The organism is Enterobacter sp. BWH52, assembly GCF_001037565.1.
Lineage (GTDB): Bacteria > Pseudomonadota > Gammaproteobacteria > Enterobacterales > Enterobacteriaceae > Enterobacter > Enterobacter hormaechei_C.
Genome location: NZ_KQ089854.1, coordinates 1073777 through 1099468, shown reverse-complemented (window position 1 = coordinate 1099468; position 25692 = coordinate 1073777). Strand labels below are relative to the sequence as shown.

At 55.8% G+C, this 25692-nt stretch carries 20 protein-coding genes and 2 pseudogenes; 13 read left to right on the top strand and 9 right to left on the bottom strand.

Features of this window, described 5'->3' with window-relative positions; translation table 11 throughout:
• Positions 1-39 precede the first annotated feature (39 nt).
• Genes SK47_RS05135 through SK47_RS05120 form a run of 4 tightly spaced genes read left to right on the top strand, consistent with a single transcriptional unit; the run spans position 40 to position 3406 of the window.
• Positions 40-1053: an ABC transporter permease gene (locus SK47_RS05135; protein ID WP_023303249.1), complete on the top strand. Its 1014-nt coding sequence runs from the start codon at positions 40-42 to the stop codon at positions 1051-1053.
• Positions 1053-1886: an ABC transporter permease gene (locus SK47_RS05130; protein ID WP_023324282.1), complete on the top strand. Its 834-nt coding sequence runs from the start codon at positions 1053-1055 to the stop codon at positions 1884-1886. Before SK47_RS05135 ends, SK47_RS05130 begins: the two co-directional genes overlap by 1 nt.
• Positions 1879-2715 (top strand): ABC transporter ATP-binding protein, encoded by an 837-nt coding sequence (locus tag SK47_RS05125; protein ID WP_023315580.1) that lies wholly within the window; start codon positions 1879-1881, stop codon positions 2713-2715. Before SK47_RS05130 ends, SK47_RS05125 begins: the two co-directional genes overlap by 8 nt.
• Positions 2702-3406 (top strand): ABC transporter ATP-binding protein, encoded by a 705-nt coding sequence (locus SK47_RS05120; RefSeq protein ID WP_003858844.1) that lies wholly within the window; start codon positions 2702-2704, stop codon positions 3404-3406. The genes SK47_RS05125 and SK47_RS05120 overlap by 14 nt, the downstream gene beginning before the upstream one ends.
• Before the next feature lie 69 nt (positions 3407-3475).
• Here SK47_RS05120 and SK47_RS05115 read toward each other — a convergent pair whose 3' ends face one another.
• The 4 genes from SK47_RS05115 to budA form a co-directional block, all read right to left on the bottom strand.
• A complete protein-coding gene (locus SK47_RS05115; RefSeq protein WP_003858845.1) occupies positions 3476-3949 on the bottom strand; it encodes a cold-shock protein in 474 nt (157 codons plus the stop codon).
• Positions 3950-4086: 137 nt separating this feature from the next.
• Positions 4087-4857 carry a (S)-acetoin forming diacetyl reductase gene (locus SK47_RS05110; protein WP_003858846.1) on the bottom strand — a complete coding sequence of 257 codons (771 nt, stop codon included), beginning with the start codon at positions 4855-4857 and terminating at the stop codon, positions 4087-4089.
• Positions 4858-4877: 20 nt separating this feature from the next.
• Positions 4878-6599 (bottom strand): acetolactate synthase AlsS, encoded by a 1722-nt coding sequence (gene alsS / locus SK47_RS05105; protein ID WP_196238848.1) that lies wholly within the window; start codon positions 6597-6599, stop codon positions 4878-4880.
• Positions 6571-7350: an acetolactate decarboxylase gene (gene budA, locus SK47_RS05100; protein WP_026080550.1), complete on the bottom strand. Its 780-nt coding sequence runs from the start codon at positions 7348-7350 to the stop codon at positions 6571-6573. The genes alsS and budA overlap by 29 nt, the downstream gene beginning before the upstream one ends.
• 105 nt (positions 7351-7455) lie before the next feature.
• Here budA and SK47_RS05095 point away from each other — a divergent pair, with 105 nt between their 5' ends.
• The 7 genes and pseudogenes from SK47_RS05095 (at position 7456) to SK47_RS05070 (ending at position 14912) form a co-directional block, all read left to right on the top strand.
• The gene (locus SK47_RS05095) at positions 7456-8337 is read left to right on the top strand and encodes a LysR family transcriptional regulator (protein ID WP_022650550.1); all 882 of its coding nucleotides are present in this window, start codon (positions 7456-7458) and stop codon (positions 8335-8337) included.
• 302 nt (positions 8338-8639) lie between these two features.
• Positions 8640-8747, top strand: a complete 108-nt coding sequence (locus SK47_RS24440) for an ash family protein (protein WP_157843337.1) — start codon at positions 8640-8642, stop codon at positions 8745-8747.
• A 26-nt stretch (positions 8748-8773) separates the two neighbouring features.
• On the top strand, positions 8774-9229 hold the full coding sequence (locus SK47_RS05090) for a hypothetical protein (RefSeq protein WP_048243589.1): 456 nt from the start codon (positions 8774-8776) through the stop codon (positions 9227-9229).
• A 512-nt stretch (positions 9230-9741) separates the two neighbouring features.
• Entirely contained in the window at positions 9742-12912 is a 3171-nt protein-coding gene (locus SK47_RS05085) for an SIR2 family protein (protein WP_082139080.1), read from the top strand.
• Between the two features lie 512 nt (positions 12913-13424).
• Positions 13425-13736 (top strand): annotated as a pseudogene (locus SK47_RS05080) (type II toxin-antitoxin system HigB family toxin).
• Positions 13733-14152 carry a helix-turn-helix domain-containing protein gene (locus SK47_RS05075; protein WP_048243585.1) on the top strand — a complete coding sequence of 140 codons (420 nt, stop codon included), beginning with the start codon at positions 13733-13735 and terminating at the stop codon, positions 14150-14152. Before SK47_RS05080 ends, SK47_RS05075 begins: the two are co-directional and overlap by 4 nt.
• A gap of 325 nt (positions 14153-14477) precedes the next feature.
• Positions 14478-14912, top strand: coding sequence for a hypothetical protein (locus tag SK47_RS05070; RefSeq protein ID WP_048243583.1), 435 nt, complete (start codon positions 14478-14480; stop codon positions 14910-14912).
• A gap of 78 nt (positions 14913-14990) precedes the next feature.
• Here the strand turns inward: SK47_RS05070 and SK47_RS23845 are convergent.
• A pseudogene (locus SK47_RS23845) lies at positions 14991-15086 on the bottom strand (oxidoreductase); the annotation flags it as partial.
• A gap of 105 nt (positions 15087-15191) precedes the next feature.
• Between SK47_RS23845 and SK47_RS05065 the strand changes: the two are divergent.
• The gene (locus tag SK47_RS05065) at positions 15192-16313 is read left to right on the top strand and encodes a YbdK family carboxylate-amine ligase (RefSeq protein WP_048243581.1); all 1122 of its coding nucleotides are present in this window, start codon (positions 15192-15194) and stop codon (positions 16311-16313) included.
• Here SK47_RS05065 and SK47_RS05060 read toward each other — a convergent pair.
• From SK47_RS05060 to SK47_RS05050, 3 genes are all read right to left on the bottom strand, one after another.
• Positions 16243-19398 (bottom strand): efflux RND transporter permease subunit, encoded by a 3156-nt coding sequence (locus SK47_RS05060; protein ID WP_048243579.1) that lies wholly within the window; start codon positions 19396-19398, stop codon positions 16243-16245. The genes SK47_RS05065 and SK47_RS05060 overlap by 71 nt on opposite strands.
• Before the next feature lie 9 nt (positions 19399-19407).
• Positions 19408-20472, bottom strand: a complete 1065-nt coding sequence (locus SK47_RS05055) for an efflux RND transporter periplasmic adaptor subunit (protein ID WP_048243577.1) — start codon at positions 20470-20472, stop codon at positions 19408-19410.
• Positions 20473-20580: 108 nt separating this feature from the next.
• Complete coding sequence (locus tag SK47_RS05050) at positions 20581-23289, bottom strand: cation-transporting P-type ATPase (protein WP_045335869.1); 2709 nt, start codon at positions 23287-23289, stop codon at positions 20581-20583.
• Positions 23290-23777: 488 nt separating this feature from the next.
• Between SK47_RS05050 and SK47_RS05045 the strand changes: the two genes are divergently transcribed.
• Positions 23778-24026: a DUF1158 domain-containing protein gene (locus SK47_RS05045; protein ID WP_003858875.1), complete on the top strand. Its 249-nt coding sequence runs from the start codon at positions 23778-23780 to the stop codon at positions 24024-24026.
• Here the strand turns inward: SK47_RS05045 and SK47_RS05040 are convergent.
• Positions 24012-25580 carry an alpha/beta hydrolase-fold protein gene (locus SK47_RS05040; protein WP_048243575.1) on the bottom strand — a complete coding sequence of 523 codons (1569 nt, stop codon included), beginning with the start codon at positions 25578-25580 and terminating at the stop codon, positions 24012-24014. The genes SK47_RS05045 and SK47_RS05040 overlap by 15 nt on opposite strands.
• Between the last annotated feature and the right edge of the window lie 112 nt (positions 25581-25692).

Here is a 25692-nt window from a genome sequence, read left to right as displayed (position 1 = left end):
GGGGTCGTTCGTGCATATTTTCAGGATAACGATTTTCCCATGCCACATCTTTCCACCCGCGTGCTTCAGGGTCTGCTGACTCTCCTGCTCACGCTGTTCGGGCTACTGCTGGTCACGTTTGCGCTCTCTGCCTTTTCCCCGGTCGATCGCGTATTGCAGATCGTCGGCGATCACGCCAGCCAGTCCACTTACGATCAGGTACGCCACCAGCTTGGGCTGGATCGGCCCCTGCCGGTGCAGTTCTGGCACTACCTACAAAACCTCGCTCACGGGGATTTAGGCACCGCCAGCGCTACCGGTCAGCCGGTATTGCAGGACCTGCTGCACGCCTTTCCCGCCACGCTGGAACTGGCAACGCTGGCGCTAATTATCGGCACAGTACTCGGCGTAATTGCGGGTGTGCTGTGCGCCCGCTACGCCGGTTCGCCACTGGACTTAGCGATCAGAACGCTCACCCTGCTCGGCAATTCGGTGCCGATATTCTGGCTCGGCCTGCTGATGCTGGCTCTGTTCTACGCGAAACTACAGTGGAGCGCTGGCCCCGGCAGGCTGGACGACATCTGGCAATTCACCGTCGAGCCACGAACCGGATTTGCGCTGGTAGATACCTGGCTTTCCGGCGACCGCGAGGCGTTCCGCAACGCCATCAGCCACCTGGTGCTGCCGGTGCTGCTGCTGGCCTACTACTCGCTGGCAAGTATCACCCGCCTGACGCGCTCCGCCTGTCTGAGCGAGATGAACAAAGAGTACATATTGCTCGCCCGCGCCAAGGGCGCCGGAGAGATGACCATCCTGCTGCGTCACGTGCTGCCGAACATTCGCAGCACGCTGCTGACGGTGATTGCGCTGGCCTACACCAGCATGCTGGAGGGCGCGGTATTAACCGAAACCGTCTTCTCGTGGCCGGGCATCGGGCGCTACCTCACCACGGCCCTGTTCGCCGGTGACACCACCGCCGTGATGGGCGGCACGCTGCTGATTGGCGTCTGCTTTGTTCTGATCAATAACCTTACCGACCTGCTTGTGCGGGCGACCGATCCCAGGGTGCGCTAATGCCGTTTTATCTCTTCTTACGCCGCCTGCGCCGCTCCCCTGCCGCGTTTTGCGGGCTGATCGCCATCGCGCTGCTGGTGCTTATTGCTCTGTTCGCGCCGTGGCTTGCGCCGCAGGATCCCAACTGGCAGGACGCCGCCGCGCGTCTGCAACCGCCCAACGCGCAGCACTGGCTGGGTACTGACAGCTATGGGCGGGATCTGCTCTCCCGATTAATCTACGGCACCCGTCCGGCACTGGGGCTGGTGGCCTTAGTCACCGTTATTACCCTCCCCGCCGGTCTGCTGGTGGGGATTTTGTCAGGCTACTACGGCGGCTGGATGGAGCGCATCCTGATGCGCTTTTCCGACGTGGTGATGTCGATGCCGCGCCTGATCCTCGCCTTCGCGTTTGTGGCGATGCTCGGCCCGGGGCTGGTCAACGGCGCGCTGGCGCTGGCCTTAACGACCTGGCCTGCCTATGCGCGCCAGGCGCGCAGTGAAATCCAGCGTCTGCGCCACAGCGATTATCTGGCCGCCGCGGAGATGATGGGCATTCGCGGCCCGCGCCTGCTGGTCGGCCATATTCTGCCCCTGTGCCTGCCCTCCGCGATTGTGCGACTGGCGCTGGATCTGGCCGGGATTATTCTGGCCGCTGCCGGGCTGGGCTTCCTTGGTCTGGGCGCGCGTCCACCGATGGCGGAATGGGGCGCGATGATTGCCGACGGCATGCAGGTCATTTTTGACCAGTGGTGGATTGCCGCCATTCCAGGCGGGGCGATTCTGTTTGCCAGCCTGGCCTTTAACCTGCTGGGCGATGGCCTGCGCGACGTACTGGAGCCACAGCATGACTGAACACCGCGTCATCGTCGATGCGCTGAATATCGACTACCCCGCCGCGCGCGTGGTCAACAACCTGAGCTTTACGTTGGGCAAAGAGCGGCTGGCGCTGGTAGGAGAATCCGGCTCCGGCAAGTCCATGTCTGCCCGCGCCCTGATGGGGCTGGTGCGCAAGCCCGGCATCGTGAGCGCTAAGCGGCTTAACGTGCTTGGCAACGACCTGCTGACCCTGAACAGCCGCCGCTGGCAGGCGCTGCGCGGCAACGGCATAGCGATGGTTCTACAGGACCCGCGCTACGCGCTAAACCCGGTGAAAACCGTCTCCGCCCAGCTTGATGAGGCGCTGACCCTCCATCAGCGCCTGCCCCGCGCCGAACGACTGGCGCGCATTCACGATATCATCCGCGCCGTGGGGCTGAACGAGCACGTGCTCCAGCGCTATCCCGGCGAACTTTCCGGCGGCATGGGCCAGCGCGTGATGATCGCCATTGCGCTCGTCAACAACCCGCAGGTGCTGATCGCCGACGAACCGACTTCCGCGCTGGACGCACGCCTGCGCAACCAGATCCTGGAGCTGCTGGTACAGCAGTGCGAGGCGCGGCAGATGGCGATGCTGTTAATCAGCCACGACTTGCCGCTCGTCGCGGAACACTGCGACCGCGTGCTGGTGATGTATCAGGGTGAGAACGTTGATGAAATGGCGGCGAGCCAGTTGCCGCAGGCAACCCATCCCTACACGCGCACGCTCTGGACCTGCCGCCCGAACGCCGGGACGTTTGGCAAGATGCTGCCGACGCTCGACCGTTCGCAACCGTGGAAGGAGGACGACAATGGCACTCGTTGAGGTTAACCAGCTCCGGGTGAGTTTTGGTGAAAAAACGGCGGTTTCCGCCGCCAGTTTTGCCATCGAAAAAGGTGAAACCTTCAGCCTGATCGGTGAATCCGGCTGCGGCAAATCGACTCTTCTGCGCGTGCTGGCGGGGCTGCTGCCCGAGTGGAATGGCCACATTTCCGTCCTCGGGGAAAATTTACGGCCAGGACGACGTTTTGAAGGCGCGCTTCGCCGCAACGTGCAGATGGTGTTCCAGGATCCGTGGGCGTCTTTGCACCCGAACCACACCATTGCCCGCACCCTGTCGGAGCCGTTAAACATCCACGGCGAAAGCCAGGTTGCCGAAAAAGTGGCGGATGCGCTGCAACAGGTAGGTCTGGCTGCCGATGCGGGCAGGCGTTACCCGCATCAGCTTTCCGGCGGACAGCGTCAGCGCGTGGCCATTGCCCGCGCGCTGCTGCTGCGCCCGCAGCTTCTGCTGCTGGATGAACCGACCTCGGCGCTGGATATGTCGGTACAGGCGGAGATTCTGAACCTGCTCAACCGCCTGAAGGCGCAGCACGGCATGACCTACCTGCTGGTGAGCCACGATGCGGACGTGATTGCGCATATGTCCGACCGGGCGGCATTTATGGCGCACGGGGAGATCCAGCGGGTATTTGAACGTGAAGCAATGTTGCGGGGCGAGCACAGGATGGGGTAAACCGTGCGGCGGCGAGTGCCGCACGCATTTCGTAGGCCGGGTAAGGCGTAACCGCCACCCGGCAAAACGTTACTTCAGCAGCTTCACCGTGGCGTCGATGTCGATCTCATCTTCAGTGAAGATCAGCGTCGTGTTCTGGAAGGTAGTGATCGCCAGCTTCTTCACCGTGCGCATTTCGCCCGGCTTTTTCTCGGATTTTGGTTTGATGCTGTTCATCAGCAGCCCCACCGACAGCACCGCGTTCTCTTTGTCGATTTTAGTATCAACGGGCTCTTCTTCGCTGAACACCACGAAGGATTTAATTGAGGTGAGCTTCACGCGCTCGCCTGCAATATAGAGGTGCTTACTTTCGGGGATCACCTTCACCGCATACGCGGAAAGGCCTTTGCTGTTGGTGGTTGGCTCGAAGGTCACCGCCGCATCTTTCTTAATCAGATCAGGGTTGGCGACCTTAATCACATGAAAGTAGCGGTTGTCGCCGTTTTCATCTTTGATAAATCCAAAGCCTTTATCTTTAAACCACGTTGTGATTGTACCGTTCATCGCTGTTACCGCCTGTCAGATCTCAAGACTAAAGTTTTGCAGCGCGCAGTGTAATGCACAATGGCTGACGAGACAAAAAAAAGCCCCTGCACGGGAGCAGGGGAAAGTTCATGTCAGAGCTTTTTAGTATTGTGTATTTAGTTGAACACCATCCCACCATCAATCAGCAGCGACTGACCAGTCATGTAGTCGGAATCCGGCCCGGCGAGGTAAGAGACGCAGGCGGCCACGTCTTCCGGCTCGGACAAACGGCCAAGCGTGATGCGTTTGGCAAAGGTTTCCGTCCCGTAGCCAAGCGGTTTACCCGCCGCCTCGGAGACCTGACGGTCGATTTCCGCCCACATCGGCGTTTTGACGATGCCCGGGCAATAGGCGTTAACGGTGATCCCCAGCGGCGCGAGATCCCGCGCGGCGGTCTGGGTTAAGCCACGCACCGCGAACTTGCTGGAGCTGTAGACCGCCAGTTCCGGGTTGCCGGTATGGCCCGCCTGGGAGCAGGCGTTGATGATTTTGCCGCCGTGCCCCTCTTTGCGGAAGGCGTCAATTGCGGCCTGAATGCCCCAGATCACCCCTTTCACGTTGATGTTGTAGACCTTGTCGACAATCTCCGGCGTGATGGATTCGATGGGCGTGGACGGCGCCACCCCGGCGTTATTGACGATGACGTTAAAACCGCCCAGCGCAGTGCGGGCTTTTTCCACCGCCGCGAACACCTGCTCGCGGTCAGAGACGTCCACCTTCACGGCGACGGCCTTCCCGCCGTTGCGGGTGATCTCATCCGCGACCGCTTTCGCCGTCTCTTCGTTATAATCCGCAATAGCAACGGCAAAACCATCCTTCACCAGGCGAAGCGCAATCGCTTTGCCAATCCCCTGGCCGGAGCCGGTTACGAGAGCCACTTTTTGCATTTCTGTGTCCTTATATTGATTCACAAAATCTGGCTGAGATGGAGCTGGCCCATCAGCAGCGGGTTATCGCTGTAGTCGACGGGAATGGCCACCACGGCCGGGCCATCGATATCCATTGCCGCACGCAGCGTCGGTTCGAGCGCATCGGCGCTCTCGACGGCAAAGCCTTTCGCACCGAACGCGTCGGCATAGGCTTTGAAATCGACCGGGCCGAACTCCACGCCAGAGAGACGCTGATATTTTTTCTCCTCCTGGATGGCCACCATGTTGTAGGCGTTATCCACCCAGATGATGTGCAGAATATTGGCGTTGAGGCGTACGGCGGTTTCCAGCTCCATGCTCGACTGCAAAAAGCCGCCGTCCCCGGAGACCGACACCACCTTGCGCCCCGGGTTGACCAGCCACGCGCCAATCGCCCACGGCAGCGCCACGCCCATGGTCTGCTGACCGTTGGAGATCATTACCTGACGCGCGCGGAAGCTGTAGAGGTAGCGGGCGATCCAGATGTGGAAGCTGCCCATGTCGACGGTGAGCGTCACGTCGTTGTTCACGATGTCCTGCATGGCGCGCACGATGCGCAGCGGATGCAGGGCAAACTGGTTTAGCGATGCGCCGCGACGGTCGAGGAGGTCCCGCTGATGCTGGCGATCGACAAGAATTTCCGAGGCGCGCTGGCTGAGTTCAAGCTTGTGCTCGATTCGGCTGGCAAGCAGATTCAGCGTGGCGGCAATATCCCCAACCAGTTCCAGATCGGGAACATACTTGCGCTCCTCATAGGCGGGCAGCACGTCAATGTGCACCAGGGTGGCGTCGCCGCTGTTCCACATGGACGGCTCGTATTCCACCGGGCTGTAACCGATACAGATGATCAGATCCGCCAGATGCAGGAGCCGATCGCCCGCCTGGTTGTTAAACAGACCGACGCGTCCGGCGAAGCGGGTGAAGTGTTCCTGATTCACCGCCCCGGCGGCCTGATAGGTGCTGGTGACCGGAATACGGCTTCTCTCCAGCAGTTTATGCAGCGCGGCGCTGTTGGCGGGCTGGCTGGCCATCAGGCCGAGTAAGATGACCGGGTTTTTGGCCTTCGCGATAAGCTTCGCCACCTCGTTGATGGCGGATTCCGGCGCCGGGCCCATCAGCGCCGCAGTGCTGGCGGGTAAAATCGCCCCCGTGGTGGGCTGGTCGACAATATCCTGCGGCAGGCTGACAAACGCCCCGCCCGGCCTGCCCTGCTCGGCAGCGCGAAACGCGTTCGACACCACCTCGGCAATCGCGTCAGGCGAATTGACCTCCACGGCGTATTTGGTCACCGGGCTGAACATGGCGACGGTATCCATGCTCTGGTGCACCAGCTTCGCTTTATCTGCCCGCTTCACCGCCCCGCCCAGCGCGACCACCGGGTCACCTTCGCTGTTGGCGGTGGCGATGCCGGTGATCAGGTTGGAGCAGCCCGGCCCGGAGGTGACCAGCGCGACCCCGGCCTTGCCGGTTAGCCGCCCTACCGCTGCCGCCATAAACGCCGCGTTCGCCTCGTGACGCACCGGGATAATCTCGATGGAGGAGTCCAGCAGGGAGTCAAAGACCTTGTCGATTTTTGCGCCCGGTATGCCGAACACCTGCTTCACACCCTGCGCTTCCAGCTGGCCGACAACCATATCGGCGCCGTGCGCCCACTGACGTGACTGTTTCTCACTGTTCACGGTAGTTCTCCTGTTAGTTTTCGACGGCGCGGATAGCCGCATCAAGGTTGCTGGGGTGCAGGTTGGCCTGTAAAAACGCGCTGTCGGCGGGCAGGTCAATCATCAGCTTGTGGATTTCGCCGAAGGTGAGCACGCCGTTCTCCAGCTGATAGTCGAGCAGGTGGCCCCCGCCCTGACGGTCGTCGGTGATAAAGTGCTCGTGATAGCCCGCCACGTTTATCCCCTGCATATGCTGCGGGGTGCGGAACCCGACCAGCACGCCCTCGCGCTGGTTAAAGCGGAACACCGGCTGGTCATCCAGCACGTCGGTCATCGCCCGGTACGGTGGCGTCTGGCGCGGTACGGTGCGGGTGTGCGCGTGGCGGAAATTGCCGTCGATGCGCAGCGCGCAGAACAGGTTATCGGAGGGGATTTGCTGGTCGATCACGTCGTGGATCTGCTGACGGCTGACCGGCCCGTCGAAGGCTTTGCGGTACTGCGGCTGGAACCAGGTCATCACCGCGAACGGCGTTTTTTGCTCCGGCTTCGCGGCGCGGGCGCTGCCGTCGGCGCGCAGCTGGTACACCTGGCTGCTGAAGGCAATCATTTCACCGTCCAGCTCGTTAAAGGTACCGAGACCAAAATCGCCGTGCGCCAGCAGGTCGGCGATGGTGGTCTCCCCTTCGTAGACGCCGCTTAGCAGGGCGCTCATTAGCGATGTCTGATAGATCACGCTGTCAGGATGCTGAGCCGAGAATCCGCGCAGGGTCTCGCATAAGCTCGCCTCACAGTCGCATGCAGATGAATGCATCATCATGCCCGTCCTCTTCAACTTTATTTATAAAGGTTAAATAAATGTTGACCCGATTCAGCAGAGAGTTCCAATATAGAATCCATGCTGGTTTGAGACGTTTTTGATATGGAACTTCGTTATCTGCGCTATTTTGTCGCGGTAGCACGCGAGCGACACTTCACCAGGGCGGCCAAAGCGCTGGGTATTTCACAGCCTCCTCTGAGTCAGCAGATCAAACGGCTCGAAGAGGAAGTGGGCACGCCGCTGTTCAGGCGCCTGACGCGGGGCGTGGAGCTGACCGAGGCGGGAGAAGCCTTCTATGAGGACGCCTGTAAGATCCTGGCGCTGAGCGACGCCGCGCTGGAGAAAGCCCGGGGCATCGCGCGCGGGCTGAACGGCAGCCTGTCGATTGGTATCACCAGTTCAGATGCTTTTCATCCCAAAATCTTCGCCCTGATTCGCCAGTTTCAGGTGCAGAACATGGCGGTGCAGGTTCACCAGGTGGAAGCCAATATGTCGTCGCTGACGACGATGCTGGCGGAGGGTGAGCTGGATATCGCCTTTGTGCGCCTGCCGTGCGAGAGCAGTAAGGTGTTCGAGCTAAAAATCCTCGACCGGGAGCCGATGGTGGTGGCGCTGCATCGCGATCATCCCCTGGCAGCGTGTGGCGATCTGGCGCTGGAGGAGCTGCGGGATACGCCGGTGGTGCTGTTTCCCCAGGAGGTCGCGCCGGGGCTGTATGACCGCGTTTACGGCAGCTGCGAGCGGGCCGGGATCGATATGCAACACACGCTGCAATCTTCACAACTTTCCTCTTCCCTGAGCATGGTCTCCGCTGGCGGCGGGTTCGCGCTGGTACCGAAATCGATGGCCGCTATTTCTCCGCCGAATGTCACCTACCATGCGCTGCGCTCGCCGGAGCTTTATACCGATATCGCGCTCTGCTGGCGGCGTTTTGAACGCTCGCGGACGGTGAAGCGGTTTCTGGCGATGATGAGCGAGGGGTAGCTACGGTGTGGCTGTGCCCGGCGGCGCTGCGCTTGCGCGGGCCTACGGTTCGTGTCGCGGGTTGGTTGGCTTGTTGGCGGTTTTGTAGGCCGGGTAAGGCGCAGCCGCCACCCGGCAATGCCCTTTGGAAGCCGCCTCGCAAACTTTTAAGCAACCTTATGTAATTCAGGGGCATCCCTTTTCATCCCTTCTCCGCGGTCGTAAAGTGCCTGCGTTGCGGCACATCCGTAACCGGGCGTAGGAACCCGTTAGCATAAAGCGATATTTTTTGTCGCGACAGCGCATATCCCGTTAGAATCACGGTGGCGCTGACGGAGCAGTCGAAAGGCTGGCCGTTTTTCTTTATGCACGGTATTCCTACCTCCGTCAGCGCTACCCCCTCTGAGCGTAGGAACTCATCGGGCGGTTAACATTTTTTGCATAAAGAGGATGCCTTATGGCTACTATCCCTGGGTTTTCTTACGCGCTTACTGAAGAAAGCGCTCTTCATCACCTTCTCCACCTGCAACTGCCTGAGTCTGCGGATCTCTTTGAACTCGCTGATGCCTGCACTACATATGTGAGCGTGCTGGTTGAAACGGACGACGCGGTGACATTTGCCACGCTATGCGAGCGAATGCTGGCTACGCTGAAGCGGCTGCGCGAATGCTGTGACTCGGCACTTCCGCCGTATCTGGTTGAACGGCTCATTGCGGGGGAAAAGATCGCCTCCTGCGTGCCGGAATGCTGGCAAGAGACGGCGCTACAGGTGGATTATGCCGTGGCGTTAACGCTGGCAGTAATGGGCGGGACGTTACCTGCGAGCGTGGCGAAAGAGCTCACCGGGCTGTTGCATGATATGGTCTGGCTGCTGGCGGAGTTTGTGAAAGAGCCTTATATCACGGCGCACTAAGGCGGGTGATGGGAGGCCGGGGTTCTGCTGGGTAAAAAGCAGGATTTCGGCCTTATGTAAAGTACAAGGTTTTATGTTGAATGTCTGGTAAGAGCAAGGAGCTGAGGTCACGGAAAGAGATTAGTATTCGGGGTTTGTGGGTCAACCGAAAGAAAACCACGTTTAGTTACTAACCGACTGAAAGATAGAGATTTATCAGACTACATATTTAGACCAATAATGCGGTTCCAAATATATTTTTTGGTTATTTTGATGACCGGATCACATCACAATCGATTTCTAATACCGCTTAGGGTGGTAATCATCAGTTAATTACTTTTAATAAGATCGTAAGACTTGAATCTACGCATGGGGAGATATGTGTTTATCTTCATGGGGTTAAGTTCTTCTTTGAAGTGCAATCAAGACATCAGTCTAAAATTTAACATACTGACTGGTACTAGAATCATCAGTAGAATTCGAATAGAATCATGAAATTAGGAGTAAACTCATATCATATAACAGGATAATCTATGTCAAACCATCTTGCATCAACTCAAGCCCTGTTAAGTGCAGTAACCAAGAGTAAAAAACCACTCACCGTTTTATTAGGTTCCCCTGCATCAGCTCCAGATAGCCCTAATGCGTTAGGAGTTTCTTCTGTGACTGAAATTGTTGGAATGATCGAAGAATCTGTAAAAAAAGAAGATCTATTTGATCAATTTAATGATGTTGTAACATCTATTAATTCAAACGATAGATATCAAGATGGGTTCGACTTCATTAAAAATTACATAAGTCAAGATGCAGTAAACGATATAATAAAAAAAGCCGTATTGAAGGCTTACGATGATAAAACAAACTCATGGTATATACCAAAAGGACTAAATGCACTTTGCTCACTCATCTCATCTAGTTCTTTGAATGTCTCAAACATTATCACCACAAACTTTGATCCTTTAATTGAAGAAGGCATCAAAAAACATGGGATGTATCCGTTCAAAACAATCTTTCATACTGATGGTAGCTGGAACCATACACGTGATGATATACCAAAGAGCATTAATGTAGTTCATTTGCATGGTTTCTGGGAAGGTTCAGATACATTACATACTCCAAAACAACTAACTACAAAAAGACCACAGTTAAAATCATCTCTTTCTCAAATCCTTAAAAATACGACTGTAATAGTTGTTGCTTATGGTGGATGGGATGACATCTTTATCGAATCTTTAAATGATATAGCTTTAGATTCAAACGCAAATGTTGATGTTGTGTGGGCTTTCTATGAGCAGGATGAATCAATAGTACAAAAAAAATATGAAAAACTCTTATCCAATGTCAAGAATATCAGTCAACGAGGTCGCTTCAGATCATATTTTGGCATAGAGTGTAATGATTTCTTCGTTGCATTACAAAAATATCTGGAAAAGAAAGATTCTTTTACCACCATTGATAAAAAAAATTCTAAAGATAACGTAAAAATTTCATTTGACACCGTTAAAAATGAAATAAAGAACTTCATTATAAGTAAGAATGAAACTGATACAGACTTTCCATTCGAACAAATGACATTAAAAAGGTTCCCGGCCCATAAAAACATTCGACTTGTAGAACAGATCCAATTTATTGATGAGATAAAAACGAATAGAACAGTATCTTTGTTTTCTGAATGGGGTATGGAAAGGAATGGTTTTTTATATTCAATAATTGAGAATGATGCTAGCCCATTATACAAAAAAAACATATACAGTATAAAATTAGATAACTGCCTTTCTATTGAAGATGTTAACAATCGCTTTAACGAAAGATTCAATCAAGGTCTACAAAACTTTGTTATGCTTGCTGCGGAAAAGAAAGATATTGTTATTCTTTTCGATGAGATATCATCGCTAGATAACTCCGCATGGAGAAATGAATATATAAAACTAACAAATGTACTAATGGATTACATACCTAACTTATTAATTATAAGTAGTGGCGATAATACTTTGGTTAATTTAAACCATCCAATAATAACTTTAAAAGCATTATCAGAACCGGATATAAAAACATACATCTTAGAGCATCCGGAGGGAGATGGTGACTATCTTAACCAAGCATGCTTTGATTCAATTGTTCGTTTATCTGCGGGATTACCATCAAGACTAAATAACATAATAGCACAACTCAGAATAAGTGGAATCGCTACACTTATAGAAGACGAAAATAATCAACGAATTGATTTTGAAGAATATGGTGAAGACGATCCAATACCAGCACGCTTAAAAGAATCCCTTCTTAGTTTCATTAAAAGCAAGAATGATACCAAACATTATTCATTGCTAAAAATACTCTCGATTCTTCAGTATGGAGAGACATTCTCAAGACTGCGGAAATTTAATTCCAAATCACCATTCTCGACTGAGGATTTTATAACATTATCAAATGCGGGGCTGATTACCGCATCTGAAAAAATATTAGTACTTAATAACAAAGGTTTCGCCGAAAAAGAACCCATACATGTTATACACTCATTAGTTGGTATATACATACGACAAGGTATTGATAAAGAAGAATACATTGGTATTGTTCGAAAATATCTTGATATTACGTTCGGCGAAAATTGGATAAGTGGTGAGATAAAGTTTAATCAGACGTCACTACAATACTTGCATGACTTTAATAAATCTGGCCCAGGCAACGCTCATATATTAATTTGTACATTTTTAAGATATGCAGTCGAAAATGATGCAAGAAGAGAAATCAAGGCGACTTTCAACTTAGCCCTATCATTCTTCAAATTCCTTGAAAATAACGATCGCTATAGAGATTTAATTTTCTCGGCCAGTGAAGTCAAAGCACTAATAAAAGAGTCTTCTGAAATCATTCCTCTTGGTAGGTTGCACTACTCATTGGCTAAAGGTCTTCGAATGCTTGGCCACACAAGAGAAGCTATTGATGAAATGCTGTTAGCATTAGAGCACCCTAGCTTGTTTGATAAGAAGGAACTGGCATCATGCAAATTAGAGATTGCATTAGCCTATGAGCATGCTAAAAATCATGAGAACGACGCGATAAAATATGCATTAGAAGTTAAGAAATTAAGTAGAACAGATTCATCCCAGTATACACAAGCTGAATTAATATTGGCAGAAAAATCGCCCCACCAAAATAGAATTAATAATATCAAAAAAGTGCAACGTAAAGCCGAAAGGTTAGGATTCAACATTATTAAAAGCCAGGCAATTCTGGCTATTACAAAACTTCAAAAAAATAACAATGAGAACAAAAAACTATTCCAATCAGCATTAAGAAGCCTTCCTGCAAAAGACAATTACTCAATCTACAATGTAATTGTGCAGAAAAATCTTGGTTTACTTGATGATAATCGAGTAGACGAGATTAGTGATGCAGATGTCATCACACTCTGCAAAGCATACTCATATTTTTATACACAACGGATTGATGTTCAACTTAACAAAACCCATCGTATTTTATGGGCTGTATTTGTAGATAGGAAAGACAATGATAGTTTGATTAAAATGTTCCGATACAGCTCATTTATATGGCGAATGAACAATGATAAAAGCTCAGAAGAAAAGTATGCCAATTTATTAAGCATTATAGAGATGAATATTAATGATAGTTATCTCATAGAATTAGTGAAATATGCAAGAGTACGAATAAAATTCCTAAAAAGCACATTAGATAAATCCATTTAAAATCAAAAGGATATATATTCAAAAATGAATCATATATCCTTTCCTTACACCCTGCGACTATGTTTTAAAAATGCTTTCATTTCTTTCTCACACGAAATACTATAGCTCTGCCACAATCATATAACTTAGCGATCTCGTCGGGCGTGTTCTTACCTTACCGACTTGTAATATACGGCTGTTTTTAATATTAATTTTCTATTTTTACTTACCCTTGTACTTCTTAGCTTATTTGGCAAGTTCGATCTCCTCGAAGCGGCGTGATGCGATCACACCTCTTAAATTCAGCAGCAGTCCAAATTGAACCACTTCTCATAAATCAAAATATCACGATGCTATTAACGTCCGCTCCTAGCACAAATCGGACATAACTTTCAAGGTCATCTCTTACAGTATTCGCATCCATAAATGAGCGTCCTTATCACCAGAATATAAAAAACGGAGTTCATGACAGTTTCCCATTGTCACCCCACCTAAAACCATATTTTTTCCTATCTGAAAACCTAGGGGCAAGGATGCACGTAGTCTCAATAACGCCTTTCGACACGGCGGCCAAATACTTTTCCAATCAAGCACAAGCCCTGGACGATCTTTACCGGGTACTAACAAAGGAACACTACCCGTCACCGGACGCCATGCGAAAGCGATTCCCCAGCCTGGACAGGATGAAATACCGGGAAAAATGGTGGGTCATCGATGTAGGTGGCTAGCACTAACGAGTAATGTTTTTTGCTGATTTTGAACTAGGAAAGATCTTCATCAAACACATCAGCACTCACGCAGAGTATGACAAGCTCACGGACTTCTACCGGAGAACAAAAGAATGAATTATGCAGCAGCCATCAAAGCGGCAAACAATCTGACAAACGAGCTCCCATTTCTCGGTTCAAGCCCGTCGCGACAAGACTACGAGGATGCGCTGGCGCTGGTGGAGTATCTTATTGAGCACGACCCCGATAACCCACTGGTAGACATGCTCACCGCCAAAATCGATAAATTCGAAAACGAGTACCCCGAATTTGCAGAATTTAACGCGCGTGTTGCCAGCATTCCCTTAGGCGTTGCGCTATTGCGAACGCTGATAGATCAGTACCAACTCACTCAGAGCGATTTCGAGAACGAGATAGGCAAGAAGTCTCTGGTAAGTCGGATACTGAACGGACAGCGCACGTTAACGCTGGATCATATGCGGGCGCTGGCAAAGCGTTTTGACGTGCCGGTGAGCGCGTTTGTGGGAGATTGATGGAAAGTAGGCTCTGTGCGCTCATTCCGAGGGCTATTTGATTAATTGACAGTTAAAAAATCCTGGTAAATCACCAAGCCAATGTTTGCATTATCAAATTGCAATACGTCGGCTTTCATAATCTGTATCAACGGAAGTTGATATATCTCATACCCCTGTTGCGCCATCATTGACGGGATTTTTTATAAACGATAACGTCCTACCCGTCATTTAACTTACTGTAATAGAAGAATTTATTAGGATTTTCTTAAATGGAGTTTAAGCACATGTCTATAACCGTTTATGTAAGGTGCAAAAACGATGTCGGCGAGCGGGGAATAGCGCGATGAAATACCCAATCGTTCTATTGCTATCGGCTCTCACCGTCCCAGCTATTGCAGCCAGCACTGACTGGCCCTCAGCACTTCATGGAATCGCCTCTGGTGATGCAAACTGGATAGCGCAAGCCCCATCGCTGGCTGCCATGGCAGACGTTAGACAGGCGCAACTGCTCGAGGATGCCTTAGCCGCGGCGCTCACAACAAACACCAGCGCTACGCTGAAAGCGCTCCGCATTATTGACGCTGGAAAGTGGCCGCACATGGTTGGCAGCGATATCGTCTGCACACCGCCGTTAGAGAAATCACCTACAGAAATCGACGCGTTCTATCATCAAACCCGCCGGGCACTGCTGGAGACGGTTGAGGGTGCTCAGTGCCTCTGGATCCTGGAGGCAACAATGGAAGAATTGAAAGCAGAGAAAGCCCGTCAGGCTAAGTAAGAGACTTACCCGGCATACCACGGCCGGGTCTTTTTTCGCCCCGACCGTATTTCACCCCGTCCCCCCACTCCCCGCCGCCAGCAACGGCGTGCGTCCCGCGTCATGCAACACCGCGGCAATGGTGGTCCCAATCGCACCGGGACCAATCAGCGCAATCACTGGATTCTCAGACATGGTTAACCCCCTTTTCGCTAAGCCAGCTATCCGTTATACCACCACGAGACGAGCGCGCCACACCCATTGTCTATACTCAACACACAACAGACAACGGAGTGCGCCATGCCTTTACCTGATTTCAAATCCTCTGAACTCTACACCCTCGGCATCGAGCTTGAACTCCAGGTGGTGAACCCGCCGGGCTACGACCTGAGTCAGGACTCTTCCGCGCTTATCGCTGCCGTCAAAGACGACATTAAAGGCGGTGAAGTCAAACACGACATTACCGAAAGCATGCTCGAAATCGCCACCGGCGTGTGCCAGACCATCGACCAGGCAGCGGCGCAGTTCTCGGTGATGCAGCAGAGCATCCTGCGCGCGGCGGCGGAGCATCACATCCAGATCTGCGGCGGCGGGACGCATCCGTTCCAGAAGTGGCAGCGTCAGGAGGTGTGTGACGACGAGCGCTATAACGTCACGCTGGAGCGCTTTGGCTATCTGATTTTGCAGGCAACGGTGTTCGGCCAGCACGTACACGTCGGCTGTCGGACCGGGGACGACGCAATTTATCTACTGCACGGCCTGTCGCGCTTTGTGCCGCACTTTATCGCCCTGGCCGCCGCATCACCGTATATGCAGGGCACGGACACGAAGTTCGCCTCATCGCGTCTCAACATCTTCTCGGGCTTCCCGGATAACGGACAGATGCCGTGGGTCAACAGCTGGCAGGAGTTCGAGGGGCTGTTCCGCCGCTTGAGTTCCACCAGCATGATCGACAGCATTAAGGATCTGCACTGGGACATCCGCCCCAGCCCGCATTTTGGCACCGTGGAGGTGCGGGTAATGGATACGCCGCTGACGCTCGGCCACGCGATTAACATCGCCGGGCTTATTCAGGCGACGTCGCACTGGCTGTTGACCGCGCGGCCGTATAAGCATCAGGAACGGGATTTTCTGCTGTATCGCTTTAACCGTTTTCAGGCCTGTCGCTACGGGCTGGAAGGCATTCTGACAGACGTGCATACCGGCGAGCACAAAACCGTGGCGGAAGATATCGCCTGGCTGCTCGAGCAGGTTGCGCCGTCCGCCGAGAAGCTCGGCGCGACAAGCGCCATCAAGGAAATTGCCCTGCTGTTAAAGCAGGGCAAGAGCGAGGCGCAGCGCATGCGGGACTTTATCGCCGATGGCGGCTCGCTGATTTCTCTGGTGCAGAAGCACTGTGAGCTGTGGGCGACGAGTCCGTAATGCCGTGGCCCCACTCGCGCAGGCGCTGGAACAGCACGAACAGCGCCGGGATGAACACTATCCCCACCACGGTCGCCACCAGCATGCCGCTGAAGACCGTAGTGCCGATGATGCGGCGGCTCTGGGCACCCGCCCCGGTCGCCAGCATCATCGGCAGGACGCCGATAATGAACGACACGGCGGTCATCATTACCGCGCGGAAGCGGCGCGATGCTCCCTCCCGTGCGGCATCGACAATCGCCATTCCGTCCATGCGCCGGGCGCGGGCAAACTCCACGATAAGAATTGCGTTCTTGGCGGCGAGGGCTATCAGTAGCACCAGACCAATCTGCACGTACACGTCGTTGGCATAGCCCGCCAGCCACAGCCAGACCAGCGCCCCGCCGATGGCGAACAGCACCGAGAGCATCACGCTCGCCGGCAGCGTCCAGCTCTCATACTGGGCGACGAGGAACAGCCACGCCATCACCACCGCCGCCAGCACGATCCATATCGCCTGATTGCCGGTCTGCTGCTCCTGATACGACATGCCGCTCCAGGCGTAGTCGTACCCGGCTGGCAGGTTTTCCGCCAGAATCTCGCCCATCGTCGCCATTGCGGTGCTGCTGCTCACCCCTTCCGCTGCCGAGCCGCTCACCGATACCGACGGGAACTGGTTGTACTGCTGAATAAATGGCGCGCCGACGGTCGGCGTGATGGTGACGAGGTTGCTCAGACGCACCCGCTCGCCGCTGTTGCTGCGCACGAAAAGCTCGCTGATTTGCTCCGCGCGCTCGCGCCACTGCATTTCGTTCTGCATCACTACGTGGTAGACGCGGTTGTTGACGCTGAAATCCCCGGCGCGCGTGCCGCCAAAGGCGGTTTGCAGGCTGCTGAAGATGCGTGACACCGGCACGTCGAGGCGGGCCGCGCGCTCGCGGTCAACGGTGAGCGTCATCTGCGGCACGTTGCTGCTCCAGGTGGTGAACACGCGGCTCAGCTGCGGGTGCTGGTTGGCTTTCGCCAGCACCTCACGCGTCACGCGCTCCAGCTCCGCCGGGCTTTGCCCCGCCTGCGCCTGAATGCGCAGGTCAAAGCCGGAGGCGTTGCCCAGCCCCGGCAGCGTCGGCGGCGCAAAGGTCATGATGGTGGCTTCCGGCAGGGCCAGCAGCTGGCGCTGAAGGGTGCCCATCACCTCATCCAGCGGCGGACGCTCGCTCCAGTCTTTGAGCATGATGGAGATAAACCCGCCGTTCGATGCGCTGGTGCCGTTGAGGATGTTAAACCCGGAGACCTGAATCACGTCTTCTACCGCCGGGTTTTTAACGATCAGCTCGCGCGCGGTGGTCATCACCGCTTCGGTGCGCTCCAGCGAGGCTGCCTCCGGCAGTTGGACGCTGGCGAAGAAGTAGCCCTGATCCTCCTGGGGCAGGAAGCCCTTTGGCATCGACATAAAGCTGAATACCACCACCGCCGCCGCGCCTGCGGTGGCCAGCAGCGCCAGCCACGGACGGAGGTTGAACACGCTCACGATCCGGGTGTAAAGCGTGCGCGTGGCGTCCAGCCCGCGGTTGAACCCACGGAAAACGGCGGCGGGCTGTGCCGGACGCGGGCGCAGCAGCAGCGCGCAGAGCGCGGGCGTCAGGGTCAGCGCCACCAGGCTTGAGAGCGTGACGGCGGTCGAGAGCGTCACCGCAAACTGGCGGTATAGCTCGCCCACTATCCCTGGCAGGAGCGCCACCGGTACAAACACCGCCAGCAGCACCAGCGTGGTGGCAATCACTGGCCCGGCAATCTGGCGCAGCGCCAGCGCGGTCGCCGCCGTGCGGCTCTGCCCTTCCGCCATCAGGGTTTCGACGCTCTCCACCACCACGATGGCGTCATCCACCACCATGGTCAGCGCCAGAATGATGGCGAACAGGCTCAGCGTATTGGCGGAGTAGCCGAGCGTATAGAGCACCGCGAAGGTGCCCACCAGCGACACCGGAATGGCAAGGGCGACAATCAGCGTCGCGCGCCAGCTTTGCAGGAACAGGGACACCACGACCACCACCGCCAGCATCGTCAGCGCCAGCGAGACGCCAATCTCTTTGATGGTGGCGGCCACAAACGAGGTGGTGTCGAATTTGACTTCATAGACCAGATCGTCCGGGAAGCGCGTGGATAACCGTTCCAGCTCCGCGCGCACCGCATCGGCCACGCGCAGGGCGTTGGCGGACGGCGTCGGGTAGATACCCAAATAGGCGGAGTCATGCCCGTTCAGCTGCGCGCCAGAGCTGTAGCTGCGCGAGCCAAGCTCGATGGTGGCGACGTCCTTCAGGCGCACCAGCTGCCCCATCTCCCCGGCGCGGATAATGATATTGGCAAAGTCGTCGGCCTGGTTTAAGCGCCCCAGCCCGTTAATGGTCAGCGTCTGCTGCTGGCCGTTAAACACCGGCGGCGTGCCGACCTGGCCCGCCGCCCCCTGCACGTTCTGCTCGCGCAGCGCCTGCGCCACGTCATCGCTGGTCACGTTCAGGGCGTTCATGCGGTCCGGCCTCAGCCAGATGCGCATGCTGTAGTCCCGTGCGCCAAACATCTGTACCTGCCCGACGCCCGGCAGACGCGACAGCGCCTCGCGCACCTGGGTGCTGGCGTAGTTGCTGACGAACAGCGGCGTGTGGGTGTTGTTCGGTGAGTAAAGGCTTACCCCCATCATCAGGTTGGTGGCCCGCTTGCGCACCTGCACGCCGTTTTGCTGCGCCTCGGTCGGCAGCTGCGCCACGGCCTGCGCCACGCGGTTCTGCACGTCGATGGCGGCGAGATCCGGATCGGTGCCCGCCGCAAAGGTGATGTTCAGGCTGTAAGAGCCCTCATCCGAACTGGTGGACTCCATATAGAGCATGTGATCCACGCCGTTCAGCTGCGTTTCCAGCGGCGTGGCGATGGCCTCCGCCACGTCAGCCGAGCTGGCGCCCGGCCATGACGCTGACACATTCACGACCGGCGGGGTGATCTGCGGGTACTGCTCCACCGGAATAATCCTCAGCGCGATGGCTCCCAGCAGGGTGATGACCAGCGCAATCACCATCGCAAAGCGCGGGCGTTTGATGAAAAACGTCAGCATGATGGCTCCTTAATTCAGTATCTGGACGGCAACGCCTGGCTGCACGCGCTGCGCACCGTCAGTAATCGCTCGCTCACCGGGCTTCACGCCGGAGGCAATCTGGAACTGCTGGCCGATCTGCCCGGCGACCTTCAGCGGACGCATTTCGGCTTTATCCTCGGCGTTAATCACCCAGGCGAAGAACCCGTCGCCATTCTGCTGTACGGCAGCGGCGGGCAGAGTCAGCACCGGTAGCTCGCTTGCCGGACGCAGGTAAACGTTCACATTGCCGCCGGGCAGCAGCTGATGGCGCGGGTTGGCGAACTCGGCACGCAGCATCACGCTGGCGGTACGCGGGTCGATGCGGTTGTCCACGGAGGTGAGTTCCCCGCTGATGCGCTGGCCGTTGCTGTCAATCAGCGCCTGCCAGGCCTGCTTCATGGCGCTGATATCCGCATGCTGTCCGGCTTTGGTGGCAAACGCGCCCTCTTCCAGCGCAAAGGCGATGCGGATCGGATCGAGCTGCACCACCTCCACCAGCACACCGCTGGCAGGATTCACCAGGCTGCCGACGTGAAAGTTGCTGTGCCCCACGCGCCCGTCAATCGGCGAGGTGATGCGGGTGTAGTTCAGGGTGACGCTGCGGGTGTCGAGCCGGGCTTTGGCCTGCTCCAGCGCGGCGCTCGCCACGTCGCGCTGCATGCGGGCATTGTCCACGTCGTGACGGCTGATGGCGTTGCTGTTGCCCAGGCTTTCGAAGCGGGAAAGCTGCTGCTGCGCCTGACGCAGCGTGGCTTCAGCGCTTCTCACTTCGGCCTGCGCCAGACGCAGGGCGGCGCGCGGCTCGGCGTCGTCCAGCTCGAACAGCACGTCGCCTTTTTTCACGTACTGCCCGTCGCGGAAGTGGATTCTGGTGATGACGCCTTCCGTACGTGCACGCAGTTCAACGGTGTGGATAGCTTCAATGCGGCCCGGAATTTGGCGCTCGGCGGCGTGGGCGGTTTGCTCCACGGTGGCGACGCGAACGGGAATGACTGCGGCGAATGCGGGTTGCAGGGTGCAGGCGAGGAGCGCGAACAGGAGTGGGAATTTCATTAAGAAGTACCTCGGCGTTGTTTTCCCTCACCCCGGCCCTCTCCCACAGGGAGAGGGCGGTCAGGGTTCCCTCTCCCTGTGGGAGAGGGTTAGGGTGAGGGCAAAAAGTTATGCAGCCTTACGGAACCTGCGGGTCAGTCGCTTCTCGATTTCGACGACGAAGAACATCACCCCCGCCACCGCCAGCGTCACGAACCAGTAGCGCAGCGGAAGCGCTTCGGTGCCGAACAGCATCTGCATAAACGGCAGGTAGATGATCGCCGCCTGGAGCAGGAACAGCACGCCCGTTACCAGCCAGATCCCTTTGTTCGCCAGCAGGCCGCGGTTCAGGGAGAACCCTTCGGTATTGCGGCAGTTAATCATGTACACCCACTGGGCGCAGACCAGCATCTGGAGCAGCACGGTGCGGATGAACTCCGCGCTGTGGCCGCGCGGGGCCAGCCAGGCTTCCAGCGCAAAGGCGGCGATGGCAATCATGGTGCCGACGAAAGCCACGCGCCATACGGCGTAGGCGTCCATTACGTGCTGCCCGGTCTGGCGCGGCGGGCGGCGCATGATGTTGCGCTCGGCGGCCTCGAAGGCCAGGCCGAAGGAGAGCGTGGCGGAGGTCGCCATGTTCATCCACAGAATCAGCACCGGCGTCAGCGGAATGATGTTCCCCGCCAGCAGCGCAATCACAATTAAAAGCCCCTGCGCCAGGTTGGTCGGCATGATGAACAGGATGGTCTTCTTCAGGTTGTCGTAAACGCGACGCCCCTCTTTCACCGCGCTGGCGATGGTGGCGAAGTTATCGTCCGTCAGGACCATGTCCGCCGCCTCTTTGGTGACTTCCGTGCCTTTGATGCCCATCGCGATACCCACGTCCGCCTGGCGCAGCGCCGGCGCATCGTTCACGCCGTCACCGGTCATGCCGACGATTTCGCCTTTTTCCTGTAACGCTTTCACCAGGCGCAGCTTATGCTCCGGGCTGGTACGGGCGAAGATGTCATACTTCACCGCCGCTTCCGCCAGCTCGGCGTCGTCCATTTTCTCCAGCTGATAGCCGGTAACCGCCTGCTCGCTGTTGGTGATCCCAAGCATCTGGCCGATGCTCATCGCCGTCTGCGGGTGATCGCCGGTGATCATCTTCACGCGGATCCCCGCCTGCTGGCAGGCGTTAATCGCCTCAATCGCTTCCGGACGCGGCGGATCCATCATCCCGGCGATGCCGAGGAAGATCAGGCCGTGGCTCAGATCGTCGTGAGTCAATGCCTGCTCACCGTTCGCTGGCTTGAACGCCGCGGCGACCATGCGCAGCCCCTGACGCGCATAGCGCTCCATCTCCGTTTCCCAGTACGCGCGGTCAAAGGCTTGCGCACCGTTGCGGGTCTGCTGCTGCTCACACAGGGCGAAAATCACGTCCGGCGCGCCGGTGATCAAAATCTGCTCCTCACCGCCAATCTGGTAGTGGGTGCTCATGTACTTGTACTGAGAGTCGAACGGGATCTTGTTAACCAGCGTGGTCACGACCGGCTCGAGGTGGGCCTTGGCCGCCAGCACCTTCAGCGCGCCCTCGGTCGGGCCGCCGGTGATGCCCCACAGGCCGCGCTCGTCCTGAATCAGCTGGCTGTCGTTACACAGGTCGATGGTGCGCAGGTACTGCTCCAGCACGGTGCCCGGCTGGATCTGCACCGGCTCATCGCTGCCTTCGAGATAGATGTTGCCCACCGGCTCGTAGCTGTTGCCGTCCACGCGGTAGCAGGTGTCGGCGGTAATGATGGCTTTCACCGTCATCTCGTTCATGGTCAGGGTGCCGGTTTTATCCGAGCAGACCACGGTCATCGCGCCCAGGGTTTCAACCGTCGGCAGCTTGCGGATAATCGCCCGCTTGCGCGCCATCGCCTGCACGCCCAGAGAGAGGATGATGGAGATAATTGCCGGCAGACCTTCCGGTACGGAGGCGACCGCCAGGCTAATCAGGGAGAGCAGCAGCTCGCCCATCGGGATCTCGCGGAACACCAGGCTGAAGACAAACAGCGCGGCCATCATCGCCAGAATGATGGCGAAGATCGCTTTGCCCAGCTTGTCCATCTGCACCAGCAGCGGGGTGCGGTGTTTTTCAATGCCCGCCATCATCTGGTTGATGTGGCCGAGTTCGGTCTCCTGGCCCGTGGCAATGACCACGCCCACGCCGCCGCCCGCGCTGACCGTCGTACCGGAAAAGACCAGGTTCGTACGGTCGCCCAGCGGTAATTCGCCGCTCAGCGGGTTCGTGTGTTTATCCACCACGGTGGATTCACCGGTCAGAATAGCCTCTTCCACGCGTAAATTATGCGCTTCGATTAAGCGCATATCCGCCGGAATACGATCTCCTGCGCGCAACACAATAATATCGCCCGGGACGATTTCCGTCGTCGGGATAGTTTCATGGTTGCCGTTACGAATAACGCGCGCCTCGCTGGAGAGCATATTGCGAATACTCTTCAGGGATTTTTCCGCGTTACTTTCCTGAATGTGGCCAATTAAGGCATTGATTACCGCCACGCCCAGAATAACCAGCGTATCAACCCAGTGTCCCATTACTGCCGTTAATACGGCGGCTGCCAGCAGGACGTAAATCAGGACATCGTTAAAATGCGCGAGAAAACGCAGCCAGCCCGGCTTGCCTTTTTTCTCCGGCAGCGCGTTCGGGCCATGTTTCTGCAAACGTGCCTGCGCCTCGGCGCGGTCCAGGCCATTAGCCTGGCTCTGCGCCTGAGCAAGCACCTGCTCTACGGTCTGCTGGTACGCCTGCCCGCCTGCGGGTGGCATATTCTGCGAGAAATTTTTTTTGGTCATGGTATTTTTCCTTCAATATCCGGTGGACGGAAGCCGGAATTCCTTTCTGGCTTTAAATAATTCATTTTTAAGTCTTGCGGGTTAAATTGATCTACCGCAATATATTGACTACCCGGTTATTCAAAACTGATTAAAATTATTTCGACGCGTTGATTTTTACAAAATATTTCTAAACCAACACTAAACGAGGAGGAAGCATGTTTGGTATTTATCGCGCACGGCGCCTGGCGTTATACATTGTCGCAGCCATTGTTATTGCGACGTTAATTGGATATAGCACCTATAGCTTTGTAAAATTATTTTCATGAGAAAGACGTTTATTTACATAACGCGATATTAATTTAATCGTCCCGAAAATATTATCTGTTTTCTGTTATTAATTCGCAGAATAACGGTGGCCTTTCACCCAATTTTGCCAGCGGGGATGATATTGCTTTACGTTTCAGGATGCCGGACAATGACATTTTTAACTGACGATTAACATTACGATGAAACACCCGTTAGAATCGCTGCTCACCGCAGGGGGCATTTTGCTGATGGCCCTGCTCTCCTGCCTGCTGTTACCTGCGCCGTCGCTGGGTCTGGTGCTGGCGCAGAAGCTGGTTCAGACCTTTCATATGGTCGATCTGAATCAGCTGTACACCATTCTGTTCTGTCTGTGGTTTTTGGTGCTCGGCGCCATCGAATTCTTTATCCTGCGTTTCATCTGGCGCCGCTGGTTTTCACTGGCGTCGTAAGCCAGTGAGATCGCGCATCCCGTGGATCAGCGCTTCACACCAGGCCGCGTAGTCGTGGCCGCTGGATGAGGGGTGGAAGCTGACGCGGTAGCCTTTTTTCCTCAGCACCTGTTCAAAATCATGCGTGGTGCGATAGATGCCGCCGCCCGGCCCCGCGGTTTCAAACTTCCCGGCCTGTAACCAGAAGCGCACCGGATACGGTGGAGACTGTTGGTACTGACGCGTCAGCCAGCCCGGGGCGTCACCTTCCGGCGCCCACCAGTAAGAACCGGAAAGGCTCAGCACGTTGCCAAACAGGCGCGGATAGCGCAGCGCCACCCATGAAGAGGCAATTCCCCCGTAGCTGGATCCTGCCAGTACGGTTTTCTGCCGCTGCATGCCGATGCCCTTCCCCCGCAGCCACGGCAGCAGCTCGTGCGCCATAAAGTCAGCAAAATCCGGGTTCGGCGGCAGCTCGTTGCCGCGGCGCGCGTGATCGAGGCTGTCGATAAACACCACGTTAATCGGCGGCAGGTGATGCCGGGCAATCAGACCGTCCAGCACGTTGGCAAAATGGTATTCGTCCTGATAAATCTGCCCGTCGAACAGAATTAACGTCCAGCGTGCGGGCTGTGCGCCGCGCGGTTTGTAGATCATCACGTCGCGGGCGTTGCCAAGGATGTGGCTGGAAAAACTCTGACGGCTCAACGTCCCGTGTACCAGCGGCTGTGCCGTAGCCCGAACGGAGCAGTAGCGCGCCGGGCTGAGATCGAGCAGCGAATAGCGATTCCAGCGATCGGTCTTCTGCTCCCCGAAGGTATTCGGGTTAAGCGGATCGGCCTGCGCGCTTACCAGGATGGCGCGGCGTTGATCGCGTGTGGAACCCTCGACGATCGGCACATCGGGCGCGAGCTTGTACTGCATTACCGTATCAGAGGGGACTACATAGCTGCGGAACCAGACGTCGCTGTTGCCCAGGCGGAACAGCGGATCGTGATCCCCCGCCGGCGAGCCGAGAATGAAGACGTTATCCCGCGCGCCGCGCCACAGAAAGGTCACGCGCTTATGGCTCGCATCTACCGGCTCCACCATCGGCGTTCCCCGTCGACGCTGCGCCTGCCAGAACGCCTCGGTACTTCCACCGGCAGAAATGACGCTTGCCAGCGCCTTCAGCGTCGGGCTTTCAGGCGCCAGCATCTGCACGCGTGGTAACGGAGAGGTCTCTTTCATCCGCCACTGAAAACGCCACGGCTTACCGGCTTCTCCGTGTAGCACCAGCGAGGTGTTCTGTTTCACCGGCAGGGCAAACAGCAGCGTGTGTTCCCCGTCCGCAGGACCATTTTCGATCAGCGTGCGGATGCGGCGGTTTTGCCCATCAAGCAGGCGCGCATCCGTCACGCCATTCAGCGTGGCGGAAACATAGTTTTCACCCAGTTCAGGCAGGGAGAAGCAGACTTCGCCGCTGGCATCAAACTTTCCCTGAATATCGCCCTGCCGGGACGTCTGCTCGCACGTTGCCGCCACGGCGGGCAGCGCGCCGATCCCCAACAGCAACCCACTCCATACCCTCTTCATTACCGCTTGTTCCCCAACGAAATTTGTTAACAACGCTAATGCAAATGGTAATAATTTGCAATATCATCAACGGGGATTTACCGGTGATTTTATGGCGATAGCAACCAAGGAC